The organism is Pseudomonas sp., from assembly GCF_049301935.1.
In the GTDB taxonomy this organism is placed as follows: domain Bacteria; phylum Pseudomonadota; class Gammaproteobacteria; order Pseudomonadales; family Pseudomonadaceae; genus Aquipseudomonas.
In genome coordinates this window covers 22590-43281 of the sequence record NZ_JBAQLP010000007.1, presented here as the reverse complement: position 1 = coordinate 43281, position 20692 = coordinate 22590, and the positions used below count along the sequence as shown (strand labels likewise).

At 59.8% G+C, this 20692-nt stretch carries 16 protein-coding genes; all 16 read right to left on the bottom strand.

Annotated elements, in window-relative coordinates:
* Positions 1–12 precede the first annotated feature (12 nt).
* The gene (locus tag WA145_RS00915; protein WP_422579763.1) at positions 13–1485 is read right to left on the bottom strand and encodes a sigma-54 dependent transcriptional regulator; all 1473 of its coding nucleotides are present in this window, start codon (positions 1483–1485) and stop codon (positions 13–15) included.
* A 230-nt stretch (positions 1486–1715) separates the two neighbouring features.
* Positions 1716–2012, bottom strand: coding sequence for a flagellar protein FliT (fliT, locus tag WA145_RS00910; protein WP_422579762.1), 297 nt, complete (start codon positions 2010–2012; stop codon positions 1716–1718).
* A gap of 27 nt (positions 2013–2039) precedes the next feature.
* Positions 2040–2420 (bottom strand): flagellar export chaperone FliS, encoded by a 381-nt coding sequence (fliS, locus tag WA145_RS00905; protein WP_422579761.1) that lies wholly within the window; start codon positions 2418–2420, stop codon positions 2040–2042.
* A gap of 72 nt (positions 2421–2492) precedes the next feature.
* Positions 2493–2885, bottom strand: coding sequence for a flagellar export chaperone FliS (gene fliS / locus WA145_RS00900; RefSeq protein WP_422579760.1), 393 nt, complete (start codon positions 2883–2885; stop codon positions 2493–2495).
* A complete protein-coding gene (gene fliD, locus WA145_RS00895) occupies positions 2885–4564 on the bottom strand; it encodes a flagellar filament capping protein FliD (RefSeq protein WP_422579759.1) in 1680 nt (559 codons plus the stop codon). The genes fliS (WA145_RS00900) and fliD overlap by 1 nt, the downstream gene beginning before the upstream one ends.
* A gap of 122 nt (positions 4565–4686) precedes the next feature.
* The gene (locus WA145_RS00890; protein ID WP_422579758.1) at positions 4687–5088 is read right to left on the bottom strand and encodes a flagellar protein FlaG; all 402 of its coding nucleotides are present in this window, start codon (positions 5086–5088) and stop codon (positions 4687–4689) included.
* Between the two features lie 72 nt (positions 5089–5160).
* Positions 5161–6654 (bottom strand): flagellin, encoded by a 1494-nt coding sequence (locus WA145_RS00885; RefSeq protein WP_422579757.1) that lies wholly within the window; start codon positions 6652–6654, stop codon positions 5161–5163.
* A gap of 303 nt (positions 6655–6957) precedes the next feature.
* On the bottom strand, positions 6958–10590 hold the full coding sequence (locus WA145_RS00880; protein ID WP_422579756.1) for a glycosyltransferase: 3633 nt from the start codon (positions 10588–10590) through the stop codon (positions 6958–6960).
* Positions 10591–10644: 54 nt separating this feature from the next.
* Positions 10645–11349, bottom strand: a complete 705-nt coding sequence (locus WA145_RS00875) for a WbqC family protein (protein WP_422579755.1) — start codon at positions 11347–11349, stop codon at positions 10645–10647.
* 11 nt (positions 11350–11360) lie between these two features.
* On the bottom strand, positions 11361–12560 hold the full coding sequence (locus WA145_RS00870) for a DegT/DnrJ/EryC1/StrS family aminotransferase (protein ID WP_422579754.1): 1200 nt from the start codon (positions 12558–12560) through the stop codon (positions 11361–11363).
* On the bottom strand, positions 12557–13753 hold the full coding sequence (locus WA145_RS00865; protein WP_422579753.1) for a DegT/DnrJ/EryC1/StrS family aminotransferase: 1197 nt from the start codon (positions 13751–13753) through the stop codon (positions 12557–12559). The genes WA145_RS00870 and WA145_RS00865 overlap by 4 nt, the downstream gene beginning before the upstream one ends.
* Positions 13750–14439: a class I SAM-dependent methyltransferase gene (locus WA145_RS00860; protein ID WP_422579752.1), complete on the bottom strand. Its 690-nt coding sequence runs from the start codon at positions 14437–14439 to the stop codon at positions 13750–13752. The genes WA145_RS00865 and WA145_RS00860 overlap by 4 nt, the downstream gene beginning before the upstream one ends.
* Positions 14440–14539: 100 nt before the next feature.
* A complete protein-coding gene (locus WA145_RS00855) occupies positions 14540–15580 on the bottom strand; it encodes a methyltransferase domain-containing protein (RefSeq protein WP_422579751.1) in 1041 nt (346 codons plus the stop codon).
* A gap of 180 nt (positions 15581–15760) precedes the next feature.
* Entirely contained in the window at positions 15761–17440 is a 1680-nt protein-coding gene (locus WA145_RS00850) for a flagellar hook-associated protein 3 (RefSeq protein ID WP_422579750.1), read from the bottom strand.
* Between the two features lie 30 nt (positions 17441–17470).
* Positions 17471–19510: a flagellar hook-associated protein FlgK gene (gene flgK, locus WA145_RS00845; protein ID WP_422579749.1), complete on the bottom strand. Its 2040-nt coding sequence runs from the start codon at positions 19508–19510 to the stop codon at positions 17471–17473.
* Positions 19511–19516: 6 nt separating this feature from the next.
* Positions 19517–20689 (bottom strand): flagellar assembly peptidoglycan hydrolase FlgJ, encoded by a 1173-nt coding sequence (flgJ, locus tag WA145_RS00840; RefSeq protein ID WP_422579748.1) that lies wholly within the window; start codon positions 20687–20689, stop codon positions 19517–19519.
* Between the last annotated feature and the right edge of the window lie 3 nt (positions 20690–20692).

Here is a 20692-nt window from a genome sequence, read left to right as displayed (position 1 = left end):
TAAGCCACAACGTCAGTCGTCCTGCCCCTCGTCCTCACGCCGGCTCATGCCGTACTTGCGCATTTTCTCGACCAGGGTGGTACGACGAATACGCAAGCGCTCGGCGGCCCGCGCCACCACACCACTGGCATCATCGAGCGCCTGCTGAATCAGGCCCTGTTCCAGATTGCCCAGGTAATCCTTCAGGTCCAAGCCCTCAGGCGGCAGCATGGCCATCGAGTCCACGCCCGGCAGACCGGCCAGGATAGTCGCGCGCTCATCCAAGTCATCACGCAGACTGGCCACCAGGCTCTCGTCTTCATCATCGACATGGCGGAATTTCTTCGGCAGCTCGCCCACACCAATAACGCCATAGGGATGCATGATCGCCATGCGCTCGACCAGGTTGGCCAGCTCGCGTACGTTACCCGCCCAGTCATGCCGGCACAGCGACATGATCGCCGCCGAGTTGAAACGGATGGAGCCGCGCTTCTCAAACTCCATGCGCGAGATCAGCTCATTCATCAGCAGCGGAATATCCTCGATGCGCTCACGCAGCGGGGCCATCTCGATCGGGAAGACGTTAAGACGGTAATACAGATCCTCACGGAAGCTGCCGTCTTCGATCATCTTTTCCAGGTTCTTGTGCGTGGCGGCAATGATCCGCACATCGGCGCTCTGGGTCTTGTTGCTGCCCACCCGCTCGAACGTACGCTCTTGCAGCACACGCAGCAGCTTCACCTGCATGGGTAGCGGCATATCGCCGATTTCATCGAGAAACAGCGTGCCGCCGTTGGCCAGTTCAAAGCGCCCGGCACGGCTGGTGATTGCCCCGGTAAAGGCGCCCTTCTCATGGCCGAACAGCTCACTTTCCAGCAACTCGGCTGGAATTGCGCCGCAGTTGACCGGTACGAAAGGCGCCTCGCGGCGTTTGGAGTGGTAATGCAGGTTGCGCGCGACCACTTCCTTGCCCGTGCCCGACTCACCAAGGATAAGCACGCTGGCCTCGGTATCGGCCACCTGCTGCATCATCTGCCGCACCTGCTGAATGGCCCGACTGGTGCCGACCAGGCTGCGGAACAGATTGGTCTCGCGCTGGCGGCCGCGCTCGCGGGCCTGGTCATACATCTCGCGGTAAACCTGGGCGCGGTGCAGGGAATCCAGCAGCTTATTGTAGCTCACCGGCATTTCCAGGCTCGCCAGTACACTGCGGCGCTGCTCTTCCGGCCATTCCGCAGCGACCGAACTATTAATCAGCAACGTCGGCAGGAACTCATCCCAGGCCGCCAACTGCTTGAGCATTTCCAGCACACCACCTTTGGCTTTTACTTCGCCAAGCAACACGCTGAGCACTTCGCGACTAGACGTCAACTGCGCCACACACTGCTGCCAGTTCTGGCTGTCACAGGCCAGATGATCCTCACCGAGAAAATTCAAAATCACCGTCAAGTCACGACGGCGCTCGCTGTTATCGTCAATCAGGAGGATTTTGGTTTCACGCCACATAATTTTATTTTCTGATCCTGGAGTGAAAAAAGCGCCCATCGCCCAAACACAAGGCAACCCAACGCCGGCAATTGGCCACTAGTTAAGTCAATTTCTTGTTAATAGTCAATTTTATGGCGTGCTTTTATTGTGCCTGCCAAGCAGATCAAGCCGCTATTTAACCAACAGAGGGAGGATAGGGACAGAAAGCAGAAGGTCGATACCTGGCAGCATCGACCGAAAACAGCCGATCAACCAAATAGCTGATAGACCTTGGCGCCGTGTTGCGACTGATTGAGTTGCACGAGTTCATGAGCCAAACGCTGTTGCTCGGCCTGGCAGACGCTTACCAACTCACGATAAAGATCCAACAGCTCCTGCATACGTGCACGCAGGGTGTCTTCATCACTGGCAGACTCGACCATCGCCTCGTCAACGGCCTGGCGGCACTGCAAATCCAGCTCGCCAATAGCGGCCCAGTCCTGAGTAGCCAACGCGGTACGCAAAGCACAACCGGTTTCTTCTAGACGCTGCACGGATGAACTCATAAACACTTCCTCAGGCGGGAAACCGCATCACTCGGCGATAGCATCCCAGCCGGCTTTTACATTACGCAGCAGGCCAGCAACTTCATCCAGCGGGGCTATTTGATTCTGCACATTGGCTTCAACCAGACGCGTAGCCATGTATTCGTAAAGGCTATCCAGGTTGGCAGCGACCTCACCGCCCAGCTCAAGATTAAGGCCTTCACGCAAACCACCGATAATGCCGATAGCTTTACTGATCAACTCGCCTTTGAGGGCAACTTGATTACGCTCCATGGCGCCACGCGCCTGAGCCAAACGCGTGAGCCCGCCCTCCATCAACATTTGAATCAATCGATGCGGGCTGGCTTCAACAGCCTGAGCCTGGGTATTGACGGTTTGATACTGCTTGAGAGCCGCCATCGCGTTCATCGTTGTTCTCGCTGTTCTGTTTGCTGGATACCTTGGGTATCGGCGCTACAGCGCAAAGCTTTAACGACGAAATCAGTTTCCTACAGCTGGCTCAACCTCTGGACCGATGGCATCCCAGGCAGCTTTGATCTGCCCCAGCAAGGTCTGGACTTCGTCCAGGGTTCGCGGTGTGTCGTCCAACGCAACGCCAGCCAGGCGCCGGGTCATGTAGTCATAGAGCGAGTCGAGGTTCTCGGCGATTTCGCCACCCAGTTCCTTATCCAAACCTGCCTGCAGAGCCCCCAGGATAGTGATGGTACTGCCCACTGCCATGCCACGGATCTCGGTATCGCCTTCGAGCTGAGCGTGCTTGGCCAACATCACCCGCTGCAAAGCGCCATCGAGCAGCATCTGTACGGTGCGATACGGAGATACATCATGGCTGGTCTTGACCTGCTTGTAGGTATCGATCGGGTGCTTGCTCATTACTTATCCTTTCTCACGAAGCCCGGCAGGCTGGCCAACTGATTGGCGAGGTTTTCGCTGGTTTTCTGCAAACGGCCGACCAGCATATCCATGGCGTTGTACTGACTGTAGAGGCGCGCCTGCACCTTCTCGATTCGCAGGGTCAACGCCTCGCGCTGTTTGTCGATGCTGCTGATGGTAGTTTGCAGGCCCTTTTCGCGCTGCTGAAACACCCCGTCGGCGCCCAGATAGGGTTTGACCACAGCTTCCAGGCGGCCCATCAAGCCGTCTTCGCCCGAGAGGAACTCGGAGACTTTGTCGTACTTGCCGGTGAGCGCACTGTCCAGTTTTGTCGAATCGATACTCAGCTTGCCGTCTTTCTGGGTGGTAATGCCCAACTCGGCGAGCGACTGCACACCCAGGCTGTCGCCCAATTGCACCAGCTCCTTGCGCATCCCACTGAGCAGGTTACGGATGGAGGTATCGCCTAACAGAGGGCCGGCCACTGGCGCCTTACCTTCGCCGACGGGCACGACCGCCGTCAGCTCATTGGTGGTTTGCACCAGTTTGTTATAGGTGTCGACGAACTTTTTCAGGTTGCCAGCAACCGTACCCTTGTCCTGAGCGATGGTGATATCGACGGTTTTATTAGCGGCAATGTCGTCCGCCGACTGAGCGCTGACCAGATTGATAGTGATACCTTCGATCACGTCACTAATGCTATTGGTCAATTTGACGACCGCGAGGCCATCCACCGAGAACATCGCGGACTTAGCGCTATCGATCGCCTTGCTATTACTACCCGCGACCGATGCCAGACTGGTCAGGCTGTTGTCGCCGGCACTCAGATCATCGGTGGTCGCCGAGACACTCAAATTCTCACCGTTGCTCGACTGAATAACCAGACGCACACCACCGCTGACCGTTTCGATCGAGGCGCTAATTCCTTGCCCAACACCATCGGTATTGATTTTCTGACGGATGGTATCGAGCGAGTCTTCGGCGCTTATCACCACCCCGAGGTTGACTGCCCCGCTGGCAATATTCAGCGTGCCGGCCTTGAAGGTTGCGCCCCCGCCGCCTGCCACAGTGGGCAATTGAGCCGCGCTGTTAGCCGCGGAAAAGGTCAGGGCAGTCAAGGCATTGGCGCCCAGTGTCACACCATCCTGGGTAGCCGCCACTTGCAGATCATTGCCTTCCCCGGTTTTCGCCGAGCTAAGTACCAGGCGCGAACCCGAGGCGTCGGTGACGATATTGGCGCTAATGCCCTCAGTGGCACCGGCCGTATTAATTGCATCACGAACCCCCAACAAACTGTTGTTGTCGGCGGTAATATTCACATTGATGCTACTGCTGCCGGCGCTGATAGTCAGCGAGCCACTATTGAAGGTAGCCGAAGAGTCGCCGCTAACGGACTGCAGTGCCACCTTGCTGCTGGCGGCCAGTTGCTGCACCTGCAGGCTGAATTTGCCAACCGGCACATTCCCAGTGGCGGTGGCTGTAAGCACAGACGAACTGGAAGATGAAACCTTCTGCTTTTGAAACGCAGAGACGCTGTTAAGGCTTTGCAACACGCTGCTGAAGTCACCTAGAACAGAGCGCAAGCTGCCTAGTGCAGAGATACGCGAGGTGGTGGCCTGCTCGAGACGATTGAGCTGCGACTCCTTGGGAGCGCGCTCTGCATTGACCAGCGCCGTCACGATGCTGTTGATATCGATTCCTGAGCCAATGCCCGTAATCCCGACCATAAATCACCTCGCCAAAATAGTGACAGCGCAACGCCAATAGGCGTTACGCAGTCAAAAGCCATGCCAGCAAAACGCTAGGCTTCGGCTTTGAACAACAAACTGCGAACCTCCGAAAGATTCTCTGCCAGTTGCAGGGCTTCTTCAGAAGGGATTTGTCGAATCACATCACCAGATCCGGCATCGGTAACCTTGACCACGACCCGCCCACTGGTTTCCTCCACCGAGAAATTGATGCTGCGGCGAACCGACTGCACAAAATCCTGGATAGAAGCGACGGCTTCTTCGAGCTGCTCGCGGCTGGCGCTTTCGCCTTCAACCGCTGTTCCTGGCTTGAGTTTGTCAACCACCAGCTCATCGCCAATCGCGCTTGCGCCAGACTCCGAAGCCTTAGTGCGTAAAGCTTCGTCCGGTGCTAAACGCGCAGACTCGCGGGTTGCGACCTGAATAAGCGGTTTCTGTATTGAGCCGATGTCCATAAATTTCTCCTCACAACGAGGGAACGGGGGGAAGAGCCAAGCCCTTCCCCCCGTAGTCTAGCGCTTCTGCCCTTAACCGAGCAGACTGAGAACAGCCTGTGGCAACTGGTTAGCCTGGGCCAAAATCGCGGTACCGGCCTGCTGCAGGATCTGATTCTTGGTCAGTTCCGAGGTTTCAGCAGCGTAGTCAGTGTCGCGAATCCGGCTGCGGGCAGCGGAAGCGTTCTCGCCAATGCTCTGCAGGTTGGAGATGGTGTTCTCGAAGCGATTCTGTACCGCACCGAGTTGGGCACGCTGACTATCGATATTGGAGATAGCGCCGTTGATGATGCCTAGAGCATCCTGAGCACCAGCAGAGGTGCTGATATCGATGTCCTTAACGGTATCGAGGGTACTGAATCCACCTGCACCCAAACCTGCGCTGGCGCCGGTGATCTGGAACGCATCCGGGGCTTCAATGATCACCTGACCATCGACACGCGAGTCGTTAGTGCCACCCGTAGTCAGGGTAGCCGCAGCACCTACTGCGGTCGAGCCATCGAACGAGTAAGCGCTCAACGTCGCTGTCGCGGTGCCGCCGCCGTTATAGTTCTGCACAGAGATAGCATCACCACGGTCGCTGACCAGTTCGATATAGTCACCTTTCGACACCGCCGAGATACCGGTCTTGCCGGTGTCCTTGTTGATGGCCTCGGCCAGAGCGGACAGATCTGTGGTATCGGTGATCACTGCCGAGATACTGGCGTTGTCGGTGCTGACGGTCTTACTGTTTGCACCGTACAGGTCAAAGGACACGGTTCCCGAGGCCGAAACAGCACCCAAACGCGCCACGGTACGAGCGTTGGCGGTAACCCCGGTTTCATCGCTCTTGGCATTGACCCCGGCGGCCACCTCGCCTGCCGAACCGCTGGCGGCAAAGGTGACTGTGGTTGGATCAGCGTTCAGCTTGGAATCGATATCGAAGCTGTTGTCGGTGTAGACGCTGCCTGCGGTTGCACTGAATGCACCGCTAGTAGCAGTAGCCGCAGCGCCACCGGAAGTGGTTAGGCGGTTCACACCGATACGATCGGTGGTGGCGGAGCCGATCGACACGTTGATGTTTTCATAGGCGTTAGCGCCCACTTGGAAGCTCTGCGAGCCGAAGGAGCCGTCGAGAATCTTGCGCCCGCCGAAGCTGGTGGTTTCGGCGATACGGTTCAGTTCCTGTTGCAACTGGGCAACTTCGCCCTGCAGAGCGGCACGCTCAGTGGCACCGTTGGAACCGTTGGCCGACTGCAGCGACAGATCACGCATACGTTGCAGAATGCCGGTGGACTGCTGCAGTGCACCTTCAGCGGTTTGCGCCAGGGAGATGCCGTCGTTGGAGTTGCGCACCGCGACATTCAGGCCGTTGATCTGACTGGTCAGACGGTTAGCGATTTGCAGGCCTGCTGCATCGTCTTTGGCACTGTTGATGCGGAAACCAGTGGACAGGCGCTGGAGGGAAGTATCCAGCCCTTTGGACGAGGAGTTGAGGTTACGCTGAGTGTTCAGCGAGGCTACGTTGGTGTTGACTGTAAGGGCCATGGTAATTGCCTCCAAAGGACCGTGTTACTGAGTTTGTCTGAGCCTGCGAGCTTTGGGTCTGCTTTTGCTCAGACGCCCCATTAAGTTCGCATTCGTACTTTGTATCGGCGTTCCTTGGGGAAGCTTTAGGAATTAGCGGTAAGTTTTTTTACGCAATAACGTCAAGTACTTAGCGTCAGAAAAACCAAGTAATGACCGGTTTGCCGAGTTTCCGACAGGCACTTTGCAATCATTCCGGCCATTCGGGACTCATTTCCGAGGCTCATTTCGCCCGGTTCGAACGCGACCGGGCCTTTCTATTCCCTAGTCCGGCAACCAGGCGGCACGCCAGGCTTCAGCGTTGTCCGCTTCGAGCATCCACTTAGCCAATACCTGGGCACGCAATTCATCACCCATCTTTGCGGCGGCATCCAGATCGTTGATATGCGCACGAATGGCATCGACCCAATCCTTAAAGCGGTTCTTCACCCGAGTAACCGCTAGGTCGCCCCGGTAGCACAGCACATCACTGCAGATCACCGGAAAACCACACGCGCCGTACTCGAGCAGACGAAGGTTACTTTTGCAGTCGTTGAACAGGTTCTGCTCGACAGGCGCCAGCGCCAGATCGAGATCCAGAGCCGCGAGTGCTGCGGAATACCTTTCTATATCGACACCGGCGTGCACTTCATGCACATAGGGGCGAATTTTTTCTGGGCACATGCCAAAGAACACCCATTCGACCTCGACCGCCAACTCTCTAATCACGTCGGCAATCAGCTCCAGGTCGCCGGTGTGGCCGATGCCACCCGCCCACCCCACGCGTGGTTTCTGCCCACGTTGGCGGCGACTGGAAAGGCCTTTCCACCAATCCACCGGCAGTCGGTTCTCGATCACCCGTATGTCCGGATGAAAACCGCACAGCGCGTCGGCAAGAGGTGCTGTGGTCACCACGAAACGGTCTACGTAACTCAAGCCGCGGCGTAGCGACTTGAGAATATCCCTGGGCATCTGATTGCGATGCACGCTCTTGATCGGCAAATTGGGTAGATAGTCGTCCAGCTCATAGACCTTGAAGGCACGGGAGAACTGCTTGATACGCTGCATGGCCTCTAGCCGCTCATCGCCGATCTGCCGCTGCAGCACTATGACGTCGGGGTCGTAGCGCTGCAGATCGACCACGTGCAACAAGCCTTCCGAGAGCATGCCATCGACCAACCCTGCGTCGCGCAAGGCCCCGAACGGTTTGATAACGCGGTAGTTGCCGCAGCCCCAGGGGTCGGCCGGGTGCGCCAGAACCACGGGTAATGGCCGCCAGGCCAGTGGCCGCCAGGTCAAGCCGATATCCGGTTCCAGTTCAAAGCCTTTACCGTTTAGCGAGAGGTTGCGGTTATAGGCCGGATCGCTGGCCAGGGTCGGCAACCACTTGGCGTACATGGCGTCCTGCTCGCCGACGAAGCGTTTGCGCTTGGCCTCAGCCGAGGCCGGGTCGACTTTCTTCTGGCTGACGCTGCCTTCGTGCAACAGCACGGCATGGGGCGTCCAAACGTTGAGATAACCCGCGGCGCCCACCTTCAAGCACAAATCGATATCGTTATAGGAAACCTTGAAGGCATGCTCGTCCATACCTTCCACTTGGTCATACACCGACTTGCGGATCATCAGGCAGGCGGCGGTCACCGCGCTGTAGTTCTGGTCGATCTGCAAGCGCTGCATATAGCCGGGCGCGTCCATCGGCTCGCCTATAAAGGGGTGATCGGCCGGGCCGCGCAGGCCGAGCAATACCCCAGCGTGCTGGATGCGTCCGTCCGGGTAGAGCAGCTTGGCGCCGACAATACCGACCTCCGGGCGCTGGGCGTGGTTGAGCAACTCATCGAGCCAGTCCTCGCGGATGATCGCGGTGTCGTTGTTGAGCAGCACTAGGTACTCGCCGCGCGCCTCGCGCACCGCCATGTTGTTGATCGCCGCGTAGTTGAACGGGTGCGGATAGCGCAGCACGCGCAACTGCGCCTCGCCCAGGCTTTCGATGCCGGCCAGCCACTCGCACGCCTCGGGAGTTTCGCTGTTGTTGTCGACGATCAGCAGCTCGTAATGCGGGTAACGGGTCTTCTCCAGCAGGCTTTCCACGCAGCGCTGCAGGATCGGCAACTGGTCCTTGGTTGGAATGATGATGGAGACCAGCGGCTGAGCCTGATGTCCGTAACGGATGCGGTAGCGGCCCGGCAGGTGCGCCAGCAGTTCGGCCTGATAACCGCGGCTGGCCAGATGACGCAGGATCGCCGCGCGCTCGGCCGGCTGATCCTCGAGCCTGGGGGTATCGGTGATGACCAGGGGCTCATCGATATGGCCGAAGCCGGTCAACCCGCCCTGCTCGATCAAACGCAAGATCAGCTCGAACTCCAGCGCCCCTGCATACTCGGCAGAGAAGCCATCGGCTTCAATGATGACATCGCGGCGCAGTAGCCAATGCCGCGCCATGCCGGCTGGGAAGCTGAGCAACATATCCAGGTTGAAACCGGGGCGGAATGCCGGCCCCAGGCCATTGGCCGAGCGCAGCAGCTCATCGCCATAGGCAGCCCGGCAAGAGCCGCCGGCATGCACTAACTCCAGCGCCATCATCAGCAAACCGCTGGCGGTGAACTGATCGCCGGCCTGGGCCAACATTGCCCAGTCGAAATCCGCCTCGGCGACAAGCTGGTTAAGCGCCTCGACATAGCCGCCAGCCGTCACGCTCAGGCAGCGCACGCGGGGGTCGGCAACTTCGAGCTCAGCCGCCACGCCGGTGCTGAGCACCATTATCTGCAAGCGCGCGTAGCGATGCTGCGGTGCAGCCAAGCTATCGAGCGTCGCCCGTACTTTGTCGACTTCGCCGTGCAGATCCAGCAGCAAAATGCCGAAGCTCGGCCCACCCTGGTTGGCCTCCAGATACTCAGTGATCATGCGCGACTGCACCGCAGTGGGCAGGCGCATGTCCAGCCACATCCGGATGCCATCGCGCGCGGTCTCTTGCAGCACACCGCCGGCATCGCGCAGCGGCGCGAATCCGGCCGGTGCTACGCGGCTAACCGCCTGGCGCGCTTCGGCGCGCTTGGCCGCCTCGGCCAAACGATCACGCAGCGGAAAATCCTGCCACGCCTCGGCAGGGCTGCCGAGCGCACGGCAACGCACCTGGGCATCCGGGCGCGGGTTGTACAGGCCCATGGCGTGGATCTGCGCGGTGAACACCTGCACACCTTTCTGCCACAGCGGCAGCATGTCACCCTGCTGTTGGCGCTGTTCGGCATGCTTGCGAAAGCACGACAGCGGTTCGCACAGATAGACCAGGCTGCCATGGCGCAGCACGTTCACGTACATCGCCAGGTCGTTGATCGCCCGCACCGTTTGCCCATTGAGGCAGCAGACGTTGGGCTTGATCCCGGCCAGATGGGCGCGGCGGAACATCACCGTGCTTGGCTCGCCGATAAAGTTCATCGGCGCATCGGCGAGGTAGGCGATCAAGTCGTCGCCGTTGAGGATGCTGTCCTGGTCGAACGGGCAGCAAGTCGCCGGCACGTCCGGCAGTGGCAGGCCGGATTCGTCGATCAGCAGGCGCCGGCTGGTCACCAGGCTGACATCGGGATTGGCCTCGAAGGCCTCGACCATGCGCGCGATGCAGTCGTTGAGCAGGATATCGTCGTCGTTGAGGAACTTAACGAACTCACCTTCGGCCTCGACCACGCACTGGGTGTAGTTCATCAGCCCGCCGAGGCCCGGCTGGTTGCGGATCACCCGGATCGGATGACGACTGTGGCCGAGATGACGCTCGAGAATGCGCTGGATTCCCTTATCCGGGCAGTCGTCGCTGACCAGGATTTCCAGCGGCTGGTAACTCTGGGCCAGCGCGCTGAGCATCGCCGCCTCGAAGTGCCGTGGTTTGAACGTGGGAATCACGATACTGACGAGGGGTTGTTTGCTCACGGGCGATTTCCTTAGCGAATCCGTACGAATGGCGCGCAGGCCATGCGCTTCATTTCAAGCGTCGAGAATATGGGTATGGCTGGTCAGAACCTCGCGCACGCGCTGCGGGCTGTTCCACATCAATACGTCGAGTATCGACAGCCCCGGCTCGAAGGCATAAGGCCCGGTGTCGTAGCGGAACTCGTCGAATTGCAGAAAGCCGAGGCGGATGCCGTGACGGGCGAAATCCTGCGGGTCGAACAGGTCGCGGCCGCCAGGCGGATTAAGGTAAAAGCTGGCGCCCAATTGCCGGCTGATCGCCGGCGCCCAACCGCCAGGGCTATCGATGTGTTGCAGATCCAGGTCCAGCTCCGAGCAGACCGCATAATCGAACGGCAGCTCGAGATAGGCGCAGACCGCCACCAGCCCCTGTACGTTGAGTTCGACCAGCGAATCGCCAGCCACAGCATCGAAAGTGCGATTGACCAGCTGCACCACCTGCTCGTAGAACGGCGCCTTGCGCCGGTAGTGAGTCAGCTTGCCGAGCACGCTGGCGCGGGTTTTAGGCATGTCCTGCACGCGCGCTTCGCGGGTAGTGACAGCGATGGAGGAATTGGTCAAGGGTACGTTGATGTAGTTCCAGCCGGCCTGCGGATGCAGCACGCGGTTGCGGCTCATCCAGGACTTGGGCGTGTACTGACTGACATCGAACACCACCCAGCGCTCGGTATGGGCGATCAACGCGAAATGCCCGAGGTACGGGAAAAAATACGGTTGCATGATGCCCAACTTCACGCCCGCCCTCCCAGGTTGTGGCGAACGCTGGCGGCCTGCTCCTGGGCGGCGCGGATGATTTGACCGATGCGCCGCGCGCCTGCCGCGTCTATCGGTTGACCGATCGGCAGCTGCAGCACCTTGGCGCACAGGGCCTCGGTCACCGGCAGACGTTCGCCCGCCTGCGGGTAAAGCTCGTCATAGGGCGTGCAGCGGTGGATGCCGGGGTAGAAATAACGCCGCGCCAGCACGTTCTCCGCGCGCAGCACCGCCTGCAATTGGTCACGACTGAGGCCGAAACGTTCGGCATCGATTTCGCAGACTACATATTGATAGTTGGTCGCGCTCACCGCCTGCGGTTCGATCAGACGTAGGCCCGGCAAACCAGCCAAGGTTTCGCGATAGGCGGCGAAAATACTCCGGTTGCACTCGAGGGTCGGGGCGAAATTATCCAGGCTGAGCAAGGCGATGGCCGCCTGCGCCTCGGACATACGGCCGTTGGCAGTGCGACTGACGTGCACCGGGTGCCCGGCGCCGTAACTGCTGCGAATATTGCGCAGGCGCGCGGCCAGTTCGTCGTCGTTGGTACACACGCAACCGCCTTCGGCGGCGCTCAACACCTTGGTGGCGTGGAAGGAAAACACCTCAAGCGCGCCGAAGTTGCCGACTGCCCTGCCCTGTACCGCGCAACCAAAAGCATGGGCCGAATCGTAATACAGCGGCACGCCGCGTCTATCGGCGAGCTGACGTAACGGGTCCTGGGCACAGACATCGCCCCACAGATTGACCGCCAATATCGCGCTCACGTCGTTGTCTTCCAGCAACTCTTCCACTCGAGCAGGGTCGAGTTGATGGGTCAAGGGATCGACGTCGCAAAACAGCGGCTCCAGTCCAGCCCAGGTCAACGACTGCGAGGTGGCGATAAAGGAGAACGCCGGGGTGATCACCTTGCCGCGCAGGCCCAGGGCATCGGCGGCCATCAACAGGCCGATGGTGGCATTGGTGACGCAAATGGCATGGCGCACACCCAGACGCTCCTGCAACACCTGTTCGAGCTGCTGGGTCAACGGCCCCTGGTTGGTGTAGTACTGGCGCTCGAAAATGCCGCGCATGGCTTCTTCATAGGCGGACCACTCGGGAAAATACAGCTGGCCGACCGGCAGCGGCTGCTCGAACGCCGGCGTGGCGCCGAGGATGGCGAGTTCGACGGCGCTCATACGGCAACCCTCTGGCGCAGTTCGGCGGCGTGTTCGTGAAGGAAGCGCAGCATGGCGACGACGACGTGGATGTCCTGCTCGTCGACGAAATGGCCGCAGGGCAACAACACGAAGCGCTCGGCGAGCCGCTCGGTAACCGGCAGCGAGCCGCCGATGGTCGGGTAGTCGGTGGGTTTCTGATGCAACGCCGGCGAATAATAGGCGCGGGCGAGAATGCGTTCGGCGTTGAGCAGGCTCAGGGTCTGCGCCCTGGGCAGCGGCCAGTCGTCGAGTAGTTCGATCAGGATGTTCTTGAAACCACTCCGCTCGCTTTCGTCGAACTCGACCAGACGCACGCCCGGCACCCCCGCCAGTTCCCGGCGATAAGCCAGGTAGCGCTCGCGGTTGCGTGCCACATGGGCGTCCAACCCATCCAACCCGGCCAGCGCCATGGCCGCATGCACCTCGTTGAGCTTGGCGTTCATGCCCAGTTCCTGGACGTTGTCCGGGGTGTAGAAACCGAAGCCGCGCATACGCACCAGCTTGGCCGCCAGTTCGGCGTCGTTGGTGGTGATATAGCCGCCCTCGAAACCGTTGAGCAGTTTGCTCGCATGCAGGGAGAAACACTCGGCCCGGCCGAAGCTGCCGACTTTGCGTCCGGCATAGGTTTCATAGACCGACTCGACGGCGTCGATAAACAGCGGAATGCCGCTCTCCTCCGCCAGCGCCTCCAGCCCGGCGGCATCGCAGCAGTTCATGATCGGGTGCACGCCTAGAATCAGCGCGGTCTGCTCGTTCAGATGCGGGCGCACGGTGTCGGCGCTCAGCGCCAGGGTCTGCGGATCGACCTCGCAGAAGCGCGGTACCAGATCGGCCCAGGCCGCCACATCAGCCATCCGCCTGTAGGTCAGCGACGGCATGACGATTTCCCGACGCCCCGGCAGCGCCAGGCATTTGATCGCCAGCACCAACGCCCAGAAGCCGCTGCAAAAGGTTACGCAGTGGCTGGTCTGGTGAAACTCGGCCAGGCGCCGCTCCAACTGCTGCACCAGCGGCCCGTTGTTGGTGAATTGGTGCGCGTCATAAAAGGTGCGCGAATACTCCAGGAAACGTTCGAAATCAGGCTGGACCAGGCTCGAGGTCGAGCGCGGCAGGTCGAACAGCGGCTGGCCGCCGAACAACGCCAGCTCATCGCAGTTGGACTTAGCCGTCATGGGCGCACGCGCTCGAGCAAAGCGTCGTAACGGTAGTGCGCCGTGTAGAAGCCCTTGGGCATGCGCTGGATATGCGCCTGCCAGCCGCAATCGGCGGCCAGTTGGCAGAGCTCCTCGGCGCTACGCCAGATACCGATTTTCGAGTCGTGATGCTTGAGCTCGGCGGTGTGGTCGCGACCATCGGTGTAGAAATCCTGATGGCGTTCGAGATCCGGCAGGTTGCCGATAAACACCCGCTCGACTTGGCTGTAATCGCGGCACAGCCTGGTCAGCACCAGACGCGCGGTGGCCTCGGGGAAATACGGGAAGCTGCCGTAGCACAGCACCTTGGTGAAACGCGCCGGGTCGGTCTCGGCGACTATGTACTCGCCGACGTCGGCCAGATCGAAACGGCGCAGCGGCAGCTGCTCGAAATAGCGCTTGGCCACCTCGATCAGCACCTCGGAATAGTCCACACCATAGACTTCGGCGCAGTCGTCGAAGAAGTAGCGCGACAACGCGCCATTGCCGCAGGCCAGATCCAGCAGGCGGTCGCCGGGCTGGAAGGCCAGTGCATTCTTGATGGTCGCGACTATCAGTTGAATCTGCTCTTCCGAAACCGGCTGGCCATTGACCGACCGCTTGATCTGCCCCCAGAAGTCGTCGGGAGCGAGAGTTTTCGGATATTCCTTGAAATCTGATTCCACGGGAGTTCACCCCTGCCTGCTGCGATTAAGTTGATCGCCGTCCTCGGACGGCCGCCTACCAACAGCTTAGGTCAGCCGCCCCAGCGATCCTGCCATGCCGCTATGCGCGTGCGATATAGAGAGTGCTGCTCGGCTTCAGGCCCATTGCCGCGTACACCTCGGCGCCGAAGTAGTCGATGCCGTATTGGTCGACGCTGAAACCGTTGCCCTCGATTTTGCGCACGTAGTCATCGTGGGCATATAGCCGCACGTGATCGTTCTGTCCATAAAGCCGCCAGCGTCCGGCTTCGTCGGTAACGCTGGGGTCTTCGAGGGTGTGTTCAATGCCGACGATAATCGGCGCCATTAAAATGCCGCAGCCACCGTCACGGGTGATCCGACGCAGCTCGCGAATCGCCTTGCCGTCGTCGGCCACGTGTTCGAGCACATGGCTGCAGATGAAGAAATCGTAAGTGCCGTCGGCAAACGGAAGGTCCATCAGGTCGACCTGATAGTCCACCCCCTGCATCGCCAGGTCGGCGGTGGCGTAATCGAATAAACGGCTGGCGCGGATCAGCCGCGACATCGCCTGTTCCGGCGCGAAGTGCATGACCTTGGCGCCTTCGGCTAAACGGCCAGCGGCGACTTCCTGCTCCATCCAGTAGACGTACAGGCGCTCGCGGTCAGAGGCGCCGCAACGCTTGCAGGTATAGCTGTCGTGGGCGGTCATCTCGCCCTGGCCGTAATGCACGAAGCCATGTTGGCGGGCGTTTTCCCGGTAGAACTCGGGAATAGCGGCAAAGCTGGCATCCGCTTGTTTGCATACCGGGCAGGGATAGACCGCAGCCGCAGCTGCGGCTACTGGCTGCTGTACTGCCGGTTTCGTGGGCTGCGGCTGTGTCTGTTGTTCGAGAATGCCGAGCAGATTGTTGGCCACCAGATGCTCGCTTTCGCCTTGCAGCGCCAGGGCCTGGCGAAACAACTGCAAGGCACTCGACGTATCGCCCAGCTTGTGATGGATTACGGCCAGATCGTTGGCCAGCTCGGCATACAGGCCAACGCCCTGCCGGACCTGTTCGAGCAGCGCCAAAGCCGTGGCGAAATCGCCCGCGGCGAAGGCCTGGTAAGCCTGTTGCTTGATTGCTTGCAGATCGCTTGCCATGAAAGCCTCATGTGCGGGATCACGTCGAACGAGCCTGGGAACCTATCCGACGGCGACGGAAAAACGTCAATTATTTGGCCAGAGGCCGTAGTGATGAGGGTAGCAGCAAGAAATCGGCCAACTCGGTGCGAGTCGTCAGCGGCACGCGGAGGGCGTGTACGGCGCCTTTCGGAGGAAGGTCTAACGCAACTGGTTGAACAGATTCAACCCAGCAATCTTCACGTAGCTCTGCTGCGCCGCCTCAAGCACTATGCTCTGGAACGACAGGCGCGACAGCGCTTCGGCATAGTCCAACTCACGCAAATCCGCCTGCACGGCCTTGTTGACCAGGGTGACGTCCTCGTTGTCGATCTCGGTGGTGTCGATGAGGTTCAGGCGCGCGCCAATTTCGGTTTGCACCTCCAGCACCTGACCAATGCCGTTGTCGAGGTTGGTCAGAGCAATCGCCACTTCGTTACGCACACCGAGGTTGCCAGCCGGCGAGGTCGGTGACGACTCCAGAGCCTGACGCAAACGGCTGATGGTGTTGAGAATGCTGCGCTGCTCCTGAAACTGCGGCTGCACACCGAACTCATCACCACCGGCAACCGACGCTGGAGCTGACAGGGTGAAATCGGCGCCGAACACGCTGAATGTTGCCGGATAAGGCCCAACTACTGTGCCGGTAGCAAGTACTGGGCTCCCCGGCCCAACCGGCTGGGAATAGACCTCGTAGTTGCTGTCATCGGTAAAACGCAACACGATGCCAGATGTCGGGAACTGGCTGTCAAATGCTGCCTGGTTGCTGATGCCTGCCGGAGCGACGATCGCGGCCGAATTGTTGGTCGAGGAACGATTAACGGCAAAGTCCGTCGGTGCCGATTGCAGCGTGAAACTGTGGGTATTGATACCCGGTGTTCCCGGCGTAGCGGTATCGGCCAACAGGTTATCCAGATCCAGCTCGTTGTCGCCGGGCTGCAACACCACATCCAACTGGAAACGCATGCCGCGAAAGTTGATGGTATTGCCGCTATTGACTAAGGGGTCAATCAAGCCACCACCTGGCACCTCGGATGTAACGTCAGCACCGGCATTGTCATAGATACGAAACTCGGTGCCGCTGACAAAGGCTAGCGAATAAGGCTCACCCGCCCGAAAGTTGCTGTTGAACGCCTGGTTGTCCTGCACCAGCCCAGGCGACATAAAGACTCGCTGATCTGCCGCCGGCAACGCCGGAATGGTTGTGGCCGGTAACGGCGGCGTTGGTAAAGCCGGGTTATTGACGCCTAACGCATTGATAACCCGATTGGCATTGCTCACATCTTCGAACAACCGCTTGCCGTTATCGTTGATCGCCACATTACTTGAGCCGGCCACCTGCAGGCTGCGCTGGCCCTCATCACCCTGATAGGAATAGGTACCATCGGGGTTACGCAAGAACGGTTCGGTTTTACCGAGAAAGCCGCTGAACAGGTACTCACCACGAGCGTTGCGGCTGTTCATCAAATTAAGCAGCTCGCCTTCACGCTCACCCAACTCCTTGGCGATCGATTTGCGGTCCTCACCAGACAGCGCACCGCCGCCGGCCTGCACTGCCAGCTCGCGGATACGCTGCAACACATTCACCACCGAGGTAACGGTGGTCTCTTCCTGAGTCAGACTGTTCTTCGCGGCGGTGAGGTTTTCCTTGTACTGGCCCAGCAGCGCTTGCTGTTGCTCAAGTTGCAGCAGGCGCACCGAGGCCACCGGATCATCGGCGGGGGTCAGAATACGGTTACCGCTGCTGATCTGCTCCTGGGTACGGATCACATTGGCATAGTTGCGCCCCAGGCCACTGACACCGTTGTTAAAGGCCTGGATCGAAGAGATGCGCATCACCATAAAGCTAACCTCGAAGTTCTAGACAGCGCGTCAGAACGTGTTAATCAGTGTATCGAACAGGTTGCGGGCAACTTGAATGATCTGCGCCGAGGCCTGGTAATACTGCTCAAACTGAATCAGTTTGGCCGCCTCTTCATCGAGGTTGACCGCCGATACTGAATCCCGGTTATCGGTGGCCTGCTTAAGAATGGCGCCGGTGGCCTCGCCATCGACCCGTGCCTGGCTGGTCAGGGTGCCCACTCGCTCTACCAGATCGCCATAGGCATCGGTAAAACTTGAGCCAGTGGTATCCGGTGCTAAAGGATTGATGCCAATTGTCGTGCGGTTTTGCAGATCAATCAGCTTCAACGCATTGCGGTTATCAGACACCCCATTGGTGTTAAAGGAAACCGAAAAATTGTCGCCCGCTTGCGGCCGGCCGCTGATGGTCACTTCATAATCGAAGGGCACCGGCACAGCGGGCGGGCCGGCAGTCGCGGGCACGCTGATGGACAGTTTGTTGTTCTGGCCGGGCACAATCACCCCGGTATCGATGACGTTGCCGTTGATATCGACCACGTCATAGCCCTGGGTTGCCCCACCGCCGGCGCCCATGACGATGCGCAGCGGCGGCGCATTGCGCAGGCTGGTTTCCAGATCGGCCTGCGCCACCGGGTCATAGATATCGATTTCAGTTATCAACGTCGGCTGGCTGATCACCCCGGTGCCGATATTCGCCGGGCTGGTTTGCGCTTTCAGCGGGGCGGCAAACGCCAGCTCTTCGGGCCGCTTCATATCCGCACGGATGGATTCGCCTGCATTGCGGGTCGGCATCACCCGAAAGCGGTCCCCGGCGGCAAAGGTGCCACTGGCCACATTCAGCGAAACACCATCGAACTCCGCCGCCGGCACCTGGGTAATGTCGAACGGGCCAAAGCTGGTGCCGTCACTGACGCGCCGCACGGTGTAATCAGTGGCGTTAGTAAACTCCACCTCATAGTCGCTAGTGGTCAGCTGCGTGGTGTCTTCGATCAGCACATTGAGATTGGCCGTGGTATCGCTATTGCCGATACGCGCCAGGCTGCGCTGACCAGTCAGAATGGGATCATTCAGCTCGCGGAACAGGCCATTGCCGAACTGACCATTGAGGTCCAGGCCCTGGCCCAGCTGGCGGTTGACCTGATCGGTGACTGACAGCGCCAGGCGCCCAACCGAGTTCAGCGTGGTGTCCAGCACATCTTCACGGTAGCGAATCAACCCGCCCATCTCGCCGCCGGTAATCAGCGAGGTAATACCCTGGCGCGAGTTGCCGCTGACAAACTGCACCTCACTGCGCAGCGGATCAGATAGCCCAGGTACCACCTCCAGCCGCGAAGCCTGGCTGCCGACCACCAAGGGCTGGCCTGAGCCGACAAACAGGTTGTAGCTGTTGTCATCCTGGGTGACCACCGTCACACCGATAAAGGTCGACAGCTTACGCACCGTTTCTTCACGGGCATCAAGCAGGTCGTTGGGCTGCTGGCCGTTAGACGCGGCCACCGCGATGGCTTCGTTGTAACCGGCAATCGACCCGGCTAGCTGGTTGACCTGATCGGTCACCGCCGATAGCTGCTTGTTGATAAAAGCGTTCTGCTCGTACAGACGGTCGTACACGGTATTAAAGCGCTTGGCCAAACCTTCGGCTTCGGACAAGGCGAGCTGCCGCGCGGGGATATTGGCCGGGTCTTCGGCGGCGGTCTGCAGTGCAGCGAAAACTTTCTGCAGCCCTGGGTTAATCCCCGTGGTAGTGCCGGCCAGCAGCGAATCGAGCTGGTTGATCTGGCTCAGATAGCTCTGGGTATCGCTGTTGAGCGCCGTGCTGCTGCGCACCTGGGTATTGAGGAATTCGTTATAGATGCGCCGCACATCCACCAGCGTGGTGCCCGAGCCGATATAGCCGGCACCGCTGAACTGCGGAATGCGCGTGGCCTGGATCGTCTCCTGGCGCGAGAAACCCGGGGTATTGACGTTGGTGATGTTATGGCCGGTAACGGCCAGCGAGGTCTTGTTCGCCGACAGCCCGGACAGGCCAATATTGAGTAAGTCAGCCATGCTTCATCATCCGTTGGTGGACGGCGTAGTGACGGCCGCGACTGTTTGATAGGTCTGCATCTGCCGCGCTATCTGGGCGATCTTGCGGGCGTACTGCGGGTCGGTGGCGTAGCCGGCCTTCTGCAGTTCACGGGCGAACTGCTCGGGCTTGTCGGTGTTGGCCAGGGCCTTCTCGTAACGGCCATTGCCCTGCAGGAAGCTCACGTAGTCGTTAAAGCTGTGTTCGAAGGAGTCATAGGCGCGGAACGAGGCCGCTTCCTTGACCGCCTTGCCGCCCTTGAACTCGGTGGTCAGTACCCGCGCAGAGTCGCCTTCCCAGGTGTTGTGGGTCTTGATGCCGAACAGGTTGTGGCTGCTGCTGCCATCCTGCTGGCGAATGATCGACTTGCCCCAACCGGTTTCCAGCGCGGCCTGGGCCACCAGGTAACGCGGGTCGACGCCAATCTTCTCGGCGGCCTGCTCGGCCATCGGCAGCATGGCGGCAATAAATTCATCTTTCGAGCCGAACGCGGCTTTGCCCGGCGCCAGTGGCGGCTGGGCAATGCGCCGCCCGGTGATCGCGTCCATCCCATTCAAAGCCAGCGCGGTATCGGCGGGTGCGGCAAAGGCCTTGGCGGGAATCCAGTCGTTCTGCGCCAATGGCTGGCCATCGGCGGCAGTGGCCGATGGCACAATGCCGGCGAGCAGACGGTCCGTCAGCTTGCCCGGCAGCGACAGGCGCCGCTGATTGATCAACGAGCTGTCGTCACGCGCGCTGTCGACCTTGGCCAGTGGCTTACTCGGCGCACTGGGCACCGGTTCATCGACCTGGGCAAACGGATTCGGGCGGCTGCCGGCATCCTTGATCTTCGACATTTGCCGCACCAGCACGTCGGCCAGGCCGATGCCGTTCTGGTGATTGGACAGGGTCACCGACAGCTGCTGGTCGTGCATGTCTTGGTAGGTTTTGCTCTCGTTGCTGTTCATGAAGTTGCCTTCACCGAACACTTCGTTGGCCGAGCGCATGGCCTTGAGCATTTCATTGAGAAACAGCGACTCGAATTCCTGAGCCACCTTCTTGATGTTTTTTTCGCTGTCACCGCCGACCTTGAACTGGTTGAGGCGATTGAGATCGTTATAAGCACCACTGTCGACGGTGCTGGTGCCGCCGAGCAAACCGGCTGAAAGGCGAGAGTCCATGGC